This window comes from uncultured Gimesia sp., from assembly GCF_937910335.1.
Taxonomy (GTDB): Bacteria; Planctomycetota; Planctomycetia; order Planctomycetales; family Planctomycetaceae; genus Gimesia.
In genome coordinates this window covers 1-8,613 of the sequence record NZ_CALEMX010000357.1, presented here as the reverse complement: position 1 = coordinate 8,613, position 8,613 = coordinate 1, and the positions used below count along the sequence as shown (strand labels likewise).

General features: G+C 48.4%; 8 protein-coding genes. 2 read left to right on the top strand and 6 right to left on the bottom strand.

Annotated features, from left to right (window positions below):
• A partial coding sequence (locus Q0668_RS14455) for an aminotransferase class I/II-fold pyridoxal phosphate-dependent enzyme (RefSeq protein WP_298865894.1) occupies positions 1 to 767 on the bottom strand: 767 nt, incomplete at its 3' end.
• Positions 768 to 1,021: 254 nt separating this feature from the next.
• A complete protein-coding gene (locus Q0668_RS14450) occupies positions 1,022 to 2,122 on the bottom strand; it encodes a SurA N-terminal domain-containing protein (protein WP_298865892.1) in 1,101 nt (366 codons plus the stop codon).
• A 646-nt stretch (positions 2,123 to 2,768) separates the two neighbouring features.
• Between Q0668_RS14450 and Q0668_RS14445 the strand changes: the two genes are divergently transcribed.
• Positions 2,769 to 3,875, top strand: a complete 1,107-nt coding sequence (locus Q0668_RS14445; RefSeq protein ID WP_298865890.1) for an SPFH domain-containing protein — start codon at positions 2,769 to 2,771, stop codon at positions 3,873 to 3,875.
• Between the two features lie 92 nt (positions 3,876 to 3,967).
• Positions 3,968 to 5,140: a glycosyltransferase family 4 protein gene (locus Q0668_RS14440; RefSeq protein ID WP_298865889.1), complete on the top strand. Its 1,173-nt coding sequence runs from the start codon at positions 3,968 to 3,970 to the stop codon at positions 5,138 to 5,140.
• Between the two features lie 11 nt (positions 5,141 to 5,151).
• Here Q0668_RS14440 and Q0668_RS14435 read toward each other — a convergent pair whose 3' ends face one another.
• From Q0668_RS14435 to Q0668_RS14420, 4 genes are all read right to left on the bottom strand, one after another.
• Positions 5,152 to 6,372: a VCBS repeat-containing protein gene (locus Q0668_RS14435; protein WP_298865887.1), complete on the bottom strand. Its 1,221-nt coding sequence runs from the start codon at positions 6,370 to 6,372 to the stop codon at positions 5,152 to 5,154.
• Entirely contained in the window at positions 6,369 to 7,478 is a 1,110-nt protein-coding gene (locus Q0668_RS14430; protein WP_298865885.1) for a hypothetical protein, read from the bottom strand. Before Q0668_RS14430 ends, Q0668_RS14435 begins: the two co-directional genes overlap by 4 nt.
• A 30-nt stretch (positions 7,479 to 7,508) precedes the next feature.
• Positions 7,509 to 7,850 carry a hypothetical protein gene (locus tag Q0668_RS14425; protein ID WP_298865884.1) on the bottom strand — a complete coding sequence of 114 codons (342 nt, stop codon included), beginning with the start codon at positions 7,848 to 7,850 and terminating at the stop codon, positions 7,509 to 7,511.
• A partial coding sequence (locus Q0668_RS14420) for a DUF1559 domain-containing protein (RefSeq protein WP_298865882.1) occupies positions 7,850 to 8,613 on the bottom strand: 764 nt, incomplete at its 5' end. The genes Q0668_RS14425 and Q0668_RS14420, both read right to left, overlap by 1 nt.

The following is an 8,613-nucleotide window of genomic DNA, read 5'->3' as shown; positions in this document are numbered from 1 at the left end:
CTGTAGCCTTTACTCATCGTGGTAAATTCCACACCTACATCGATTGCGCCGGGAGTGGCCAGAAAACTGGGGGCTTTGTAACCATCAAAGCAGATATCCGCGTAGGCGAAATCGCTAATCACAAGAAACGAATATTTTCGAGCTAGCCGGACCAGCTCCACATAAAAGTCCTGCTCGATCACAGTGGCACTGGGGTTATGAGGGAAATTGACTACCACCACGCGTGGCTTTGGATAAAGGTGCTCACAGGTGAATGCGATATTAGATAGAAACTGATCTGGTTGACGACAATCGAGTTCGATGACATTTCCGGCAGCCAGCATCACAGCATAAACGTGAACCGGAAAAGAAGGGGAGGGAACGATGGCGGTATCACCCGGGCCCATCAACGCCAGGCACATATGGCTGAAGCCTTCTTTGGAACCGATGCAGGTTACGACTTCGGAGTCTGGATCAAGGCGGACACCATAACGTTTCCAGTAGCGGGCCGTCACTTCTTTTCTCAGATTGGCAATGCCGTTAGCAACTGAGTAGCGATGATTTCGTGGATCTGCGACCGCTTCTGTCATCTTCTCTACAATCAGAGGATCTGGTGGGTCAGTCGGGTTGCCCATTCCCAGATCAATCACATCAACGCCCGCCACGCGCTTCTCGTACTTCAGTTTGTTAATTTTTCCGAAGAGATAAGGGGGTAAACGTTTGACTCTCTCAGAAACCGGGATGGTAAAGCCATCGTCTGAAGAGGGAACTTCCGATTCGCCACGCATAATTGTAACACTGCCCGTTTAACAAGGAATTTGGGTAACCATTATTTTCAGAGACCTTCAGGCTCAATGATCATTCGATTTGACTGAAGACTATTTTGGAACAATTACCATTTTACGCGATCACACCGAAAAATGCGCCTGAGGAATACCAGTAATTTTTCCCAGATGATTCAGAACATAAAAAAACGTGTGTCAGTAAATCAGGACTGACACACGTTTTGGCTGTCTGGTTCTCAAGTTATTGAGAATAAGTACTATTTAGGCGGCCGGTTAAATCCCTGCGTGGGATTAGGAATCGCTCTATTCACCTGACCTTTGGAGAAATTGGTACCCGAAGTTTGAGACACACCACCGGTTGTCGTGCCCGTAATGTAATTGTCTACACGGGTATCCTCTTTCAGCTTCTTAAAGACGAGGGCAACCGCTTCCTGTGTTTGTTCTTCAGTTAACTGTTCTACCAGTTGATTCTGCACTTCGCTGAGATCGGTAACAACGGGATCAGTCCGGCCTTCACAGAGCAGAATCGCATAGCGGCTAGGGCCAATCTGGATGATTCCGGAAATCTCTCCTTCTTTCAACTTGAAGGCTGCTTTCCAAAGACTCTCATTATCAGAGTATTGGGGAATCGGCTGAATGGCTCCACCCAGCGCACGACTGTTTGGCTCGATGGATAAATCACGCGCAAAACGTTCAAATTCGGCAGGTTTTCGTTTCACATCATCCCAGACTTTCTGAGCCCGGTTCAGGTTATCCATCATGATCAATCGAGCTTTGACACGAGGACCATAATCGCGAGCAAATGCTTGTTGGACTTGTTTCTGAGACAAACTGGTCTTTTGACCGGCCAGTTTTCGTAAAGCCAGCATCGGCCAGATTACATTCCGACGGTACTGCTGAGGATTCATCTTCCGTTCTGCCAGCAACATGTCATACCAGGTCTTGGTATCCAGATTGAAGCGTTTGGCAATCTTTTCTACTTCTGCGTGTACTTCAGCCTGTTCTACAGCCACGCCCGCTTTCTGGCAGGCCTGCTGGATGATCGCCCGGTTCACGACATTTTCCAGAACCTCTGGTCCGTATAAAGCCACGCATTCGCGGGCCAACTCATCTTCACTGATGACAACACTGCCCACTTTTGCCACAGGTTGGCTGCGGAGGCTTGGTTGATTTCCGGAAATGCGTACCTTTCCGGCTTCTTTCTGCTCGCCAGCAGAGCCATCTTTAGCATTGAATGTCTGAAAGAAGAAAACGCCAGCAGTAAGAACCAGTCCTGTACCGGCTGCGAAAAAGAGTATTTTTCGTTTCAAGTTCGTCTTTGGTTTGGTCGCATGCGGGTTTGGGGTTGGTTCGCCCATTGCTTAAAATCTCCATGTTTTGTATCCGACGCGAGGGGATCATGTGATTGTCTGATTTCAGCCCCACCAGCTTATCAGTCTGGTTTCAAGCGATCCTTTGGGTCCTGGATCGTTGAAAGGGTTTCTGGTTCTAACCTGAATCAGGCTGTTCCAGCGTCACCAATCACGTTGATACTTAGTCGTCAGAAGATTTACGAAACTTCCTTGTCTCAAGCTCTACCATTAGAGCGCGGGAAATGTAAAACTTTCAAGAAAACAGGTCAACAGCAATTTTCAGATATTCAACAAGGTGTACGTGTAGTCATTTGCTCATCCCCGAGTAATAACACCCTTTTATTTGAGTTTACCTTGATTCTGATGGGTTCTTTTAATCCGGGCCAGGCTTTAATACGTTTTCAGAACAGGGCTATTTTGTCATCCCATCAGGTGGGTTGTGTGTACCTGAAGGGGAAATCAGTAAACTTCAAGCATAGAAAACCAGACTGATTTGAAAATATTCAGTGGCTCTGTAATTTCTATGATTGCGAGTGAACTTTGGAGAGGGTTACAATCAACACACAGGCCATTTCAATGCCAGCGTTTCAGATGAGGGCCATTCACACAGAACCACCTTCAAGAAACAGTATTAAGAATAAGGGAAATCAACATGGGATTCTGGATGGATAAATTACGGGCCGAACTGGTTGATATTATTGAGTGGATCGATGATTCAAAGCATGTTCTCACCTGGCGATTTCCCCGGTATCAGAATGAAATCAAGAATGGTGCACAATTAATTGTACGACCAGGTCAGATGGCTCTGTTCGTGCATCGTGGGAAAGTCGCCGATGTCTTTGAGCCGGGCAATTATCAGCTTACGACCGATAACCTGCCGATTTTAGGAACGCTTCAGGGATGGAAGCATGGTTTCAACAGCCCGTTTCGTTCTGAAGTCTATTTTGTGAATACCACACAGATCACGGACCTGAAATGGGGAACTCCCAATCCGATCATGCTCCGCGATCCGGAGTTCGGACCTATCCGGTTGCGTGCGTTCGGAAGTTATTCACTCAAAGCCAATGATCCGAGTATCCTTGTCAGAGAACTCGTGGGAACGAATTCCGAGTTTCATTCTGATGAGATCAATGAACTGTTACGATCGATCATTATCAGTTCTTTTGCTGATTTGATTGGTGAATCGCAATATGCCGCACTGGATCTTGCTTCCAAGTATACGGAAATTTCGACTGAGCTGAAGAAAACCGTCAACGAACGGATCGATGATGAATATGGTCTGGAAACACCGCAGTTACTGATTGTGAATATCTCCCTTCCAGAAAGTGTGGAAAAAGCCCTGGATACGCGGACCAGTATGGGCGTGATCGGCGACATGAATCAGTTCCAGCAATATCAGATGGGTCAAGCCATGCTCTCCGCCGCCGAAAACCCTTCCGGTGGAGGTGCTGCCGAAGGTATGGGATTGGGTATGGGCTTTGCCATGGCCAACCGCATGGTGCAGTCTCCCGGAATGGGAGCGCCGGGAATGGTGCCGCCACCTCCGCCACCAGCGGCCTGGCATGTTGCCGAGAATGGTCAGACGCAGGGACCATTTTCGCTCGCGCAACTCTCACAGGGTGTTGCCAGCGGTCAAATTACGGATGCCTCACAGGTCTGGTCTGCCGGGTTACCTGGTTGGATGCCCGCGGGACAAGTACCACAGTTGGCGGGTTATTTTCAATCAGCAACGCCACCACCTCCACCTCCAGCTGAGTAACGAAAAGGGATTCTAATCGATAAGACAATGAACGTCATGCTGATTTTGATTATTGACTTCCTCAGGCAGGAAAACCAGAGAGCGGTGACCGAGTGAGAGTCGCACATGTAATCACACGCATGATCATTGGCGGCGCACAGCAAAATACGCTCTTCACGGTAGAAGATCAGTATCGAGACTATCAGGATGAAGTTTTATTAATGACAGGGCCTACGACTGGCCCGGAAGGAACTTTAATTCCGCGTGCCGAGCAGGGGGGGATGGATTTGCGGATCATTCCTCATCTCACCCGTAGCATCAGCCCGTTTAACGAGTGGCGCGCGTATCGGGAAATCATCGCGGAACTGCGTGATTTCCAACCCGACCTGGTTCACACTCATAGTTCCAAAGCGGGGATTCTGGGACGTGCTGCTGCCTGGAAGTTGAAGATTCCCACCGTGCATACCATTCATGGTGCCGCCTTTCATTTCGGGCAATCTCCGTTACATTATCGCGCTTATATTGCAGCCGAGAAATGGGCGGCCCGGCGCTGTGATCGACTCATCAGTGTCTGCGATGCCATGACCCATCAATACGTGGCTGCCGGCATTACGACCAAAGACCGCTGTGACACCGTTTACAGTGGAATGGAAGTAGAGCCGTTTCTTACGCCACCTCGTCTCCCGTTAGAAGTCCGCAAGGAATGGGGGATCGAACCGCATCACATTGTCATTGGCAAAGTAGCACGGCTGTTTCATTTAAAAGGCCATAAATATCTGATCGAAGCGGCCAAACGGGTTGTCGAAGCTGAACCACAGGTTCGCTTTTTACTGGTAGGTGATGGAATCCTCAAAGCAGAATTCGAAGAACGTATTAATGAACTGGGGCTGTCAGAACATTTTATATTCACAGGTCTCGTGCCACCCGAACGAGTGCCCGAGTTAATTCATGCAATGGATATTGTCGTGCATACCAGTGTCTGGGAAGGATTGGCCCGTGTGCTCCCACAAGGATTGATTGCTGGAAAGCCTGTGGTCTCATATGACATTGATGGTGCGCGGGAAGTGGTGATCCCTGAAGAGACCGGCTATCTGCTGCCATCGGAATCGATTGAGCCGTTATCACAGGCGTTAATTGAGTTGGCTTCAGATCCGGAAAAGCGCGAACGATATGGCCAGACGGGACGCGCTCGCTTTACCGATCAGTTTCGTCACGAAACGATGACCCGTCAAATTCGTGAAATCTACCAGCGAGTATTGGACGAACGAAAACAAAACAAGCGGTAGCAGAACGGATTTCATTTCTGTATTAGAACGTTCACGCCTTTTTTGTTGGAGAGCACAATATCGGGTCGGCCATCGCCGTTCATGTCGGCCATCGAAAATTGAGTTCCCACGCCGGTATCGTTGCCGGCATCGATTTTGTGTGGAATGATTTGAGGGACCTTGTTCTTACTCCGTTTGATTTCATACCAGTACATGACAACGGGATCTTTGCCTCCGGGATCTTTACCATTGTGGGCAAAGAAGCGTTTGCCGGTGACCATGTCTCGCTGTCCGTCTCCATTCATATCAAGAAAGTGCATGGCGTGAGTTTGAGAATAACTTTTGTCGATTAAATGGCCTTTGAACTTCGGTTTACCAGCTTCAGAAACATTCTCGAACCACCAGACGCCAAACGCATGTGCAGAACTGCCAATAATATCGTTGTCGCCATCCTGATCAAGGTCTTCCACATACAGGTCGGCCATCTTCTCAGCGGGAGCTGCACCGCTTACGCTCAATGTAAATGGATGAAATTTCCAGAGACCTTCCCCTAGAACTTTAGGCCCTTCCCACCATCCATCAGGAATGAGAACATCCTGGCGACCATCATTGTTAAAATCACCAACTCCCAGGCCATGATAATATTTGAATGTTCCGTTTTTCATTGGATCGCCGGGTTTGCTGATGGGTATGAAATCCCATTTTTTGGTGGCCAGTTCGGGTGAAGGGATTTCTAAATAGCCCATCTGCTTTTCCGGCTGTGATCCAAAAATCAATTCCGGTTTCCCATCGCCATTCAGATCTGTAAATTTGGGGGTTTCGTTACAGATGCTGTGCCAGATCAGATGTTCTTTCCAATGGCCCGATTTATTTTTTGGGTTTTCGTACCAGTAAAATTCTTTGCCGGGGAAGCTGACATAAATGAAATCGGTCCAACCATCCTGATTGATGTCGTAAGCAAAGTTGCAAAAACTGTCACTATATCCTACTCCAGCGACAAATTTTCCAGGTTTGCGAACTTCATGCATTTTCCAGTCTGGTGCTTCGTACCAGACATCGCCGGCGATCACATCCATTTTGCCATCTTTATTTACGTCGGCTGCGGCAGAACCTTCGGAACGGAACGCGGCATCCAGTTGTTGGCGCTCCCATGTTTCACCGGCAGAAAGCTCGATGGAACCTGCGAGCAGGAACAGGAGTGTCATGAGAGAGAGATAGCTCAAGCGGCGATGATATGCATGTTCGATGTTCATTTATGTTGTCCTGTAATTAATTTGCGAACGCGAAAAGTTTCACTGTCACCAATATAGACATTTCCCTGCGGCCCAACATAAACACCATGCGGTCGCGCCATACGACAGTTGGCGGGGTCTCCATCGGGGCCATCCCCTTTTTTGCCATCTCCCACAGCCGTTTCGATGATACCGTTCTCTTTTCGAATCACGCGAATCGTGTGGCTTTCGGTGTCGGCCAGATAAATATCTCCATTTGGGGCGACGGAAATTCCTTTGGGTCCTGACAGCGTTGCTGTTTTTGCCGGTCCCGCGTGCCCCTTGTATCCTTTTTTACCAGTCCCCGCGATGTGATGTAAAGTCTCTTTATCCAAATCAATACGATACACCATATTTCCTTCTCTCAGCGCGAGGTACAAAGCCCCTTTTCCCGGACCTTCTTGAAAGAAGTCCAATGCACGAGGTCCGTTGAGAGGTGTGTCTGAGACTGTCGCCCCATCAGGCGTCGCTTTGCGCTCGCCCGTTCCAGAAAACGTGGTCACGATTCCTGTTTTTAAATCGACACGACGAATGCGGTGGTTGCCAATATCGCAGATATACAAATTGTCATTTTTATCCAGTGCAATTGAGTGAGGTCGAGAGAAAGTCGCTTTGGTCGCGGGGCCTCCATCTCCAGAGAATCCTTTTTTCCCAGTGCCTGCGACAGTTTCGATCTTACCTGTTCTGGCATCAACGCGACGGATAATGTTATTCACCATTTCAACGAAGTACATATTGCCTGCCTGATCAAAACGGACTTCATAAGGTTCATTGAGTTTGGCCGCGAGAGCAGGTCCACCATCTCCGCTGTAGCCTTTTTGACCAGAGCCGGCAACCGTTGAGATTTTCCCGTTTTTTTCATCAATACGTCGTATGACATGGCTTTTGATTTCACAGACATACAGCGCACCATCGGGACCAAGTGTCAGACCATAAGGCTCCCCGACCATCGCTTCCACTGCCGGTCCATCATCACCGGAATGCCCTTTTTTTCCTGTTCCTGCGATTGTTGAGACCGTTTGTGCCTCAAGTTGCGATACGAGCAGACTCAACAATAAAAAACTTACAATAGAAATAAGTCGATGCATGGTGTGATTCCAGAGTTCATAAAAATGTCACTAACGAGGCAAATCATCAAACGGGCGTAGCGGGTCATCATGCTTGAATATTAAATAGGGACCCGCATTAGGATTCTGCGCTAACAATTTGGCTGGGGTAATCAATTTCGAGGCCTTGCTTTTTTTGTCAATGACCAGGATTTTAACCCCTGCAGCATGTTCTTTCTGTTTGAAGAACTGTTCCAACAAAATATTATCGGGTTCTCCGTGGCCATCTACTGTCACGACATATTCGGCAGAAGGGGGTGGCACGGTGGGCTGTTCTTCCGCGCAGCTTTGGGACATCATCAAGCAAACGACTGGAAACAAATGAGCGATTCTTTTTAAAAGAGTGTCGATCATTAATGAACGCCTCCCATCTCGGATTCAAGTTTGTCTTTATTACTGAAGAGAACGTTACTGTCCATCGGACCGAACCAGCCAATGTTGAACTTTTTGGGGTCTCCACCATATGCTGAGGTGCCAGTGCCTGAGATGCGAGTGGTTGTTACTCTCCCATCAGCCCAGCCAATGTTCGCCACGGCTCCCGTGTGTCGAAAATGAATCGAAGGATCAGGGCGCCAGGGTGATTCCTGATAAGTGGGGGTCCAGTTATCGATGAAGAATGGGGGTTCGATAAATCCATATTCAATGATATGCAGACTGGGGAATCCTTGTGCTAATGCAGAATCAGAAAATGCCACTGTGCGGGCCAGGCTTTCAATCTCACGCATGTTTGTAGCAACCATATGGCTCAGAGGATAAGGATTCTTCCAGGAAGTTCCGCCGAGATAAGTCTGGTTGTAACCGTAGCCGCCCGTGCCTCCTTCGAAGGCATTTGAAACACTTCCATGTGCAGAAAAGTTACCAAAGGATGGACATTTTTTAATTCCTGCGTTCTGTTCCAGAAAGGGAGCCAGCGGTCCCAGATGTGGCTGAAACTTGGTGGTTCCATCCGTTGTCGTCCGTTCTCCGTGCCAGCGTTTTTTACCACCAAAGCCAACATGTTGATCAGCGGCAGCCCTTGGCCAAAATCCACCATTGGAGTCAGCATACATGTGGCAGGCCAGGACAATCTGCCTGAGATTATTTTTGCATTTCGCCATCCGCGCTGCTTCGCGTGTCT

Bases quoted from the DNA above. Each gene is read 5' to 3' on its own strand.
- Q0668_RS14450 (WP_298865892.1), bottom strand. From the start codon at position 2,122: ATGGGCGAACCAACCCCAAACCCGCATGCGACCAAACCAAAGACGAAC.
- Q0668_RS14445 (WP_298865890.1), top strand. From the start codon at position 2,769: ATGGGATTCTGGATGGATAAATTACGGGCCGAACTGGTTGATATTATT.
- Q0668_RS14435 (WP_298865887.1), bottom strand. From the start codon at position 6,372: ATGAACATCGAACATGCATATCATCGCCGCTTGAGCTATCTCTCTCTC.
- Q0668_RS14430 (WP_298865885.1), bottom strand. From the start codon at position 7,478: ATGCATCGACTTATTTCTATTGTAAGTTTTTTATTGTTGAGTCTGCTC.
- Q0668_RS14425 (WP_298865884.1), bottom strand. From the start codon at position 7,850: ATGATCGACACTCTTTTAAAAAGAATCGCTCATTTGTTTCCAGTCGTT.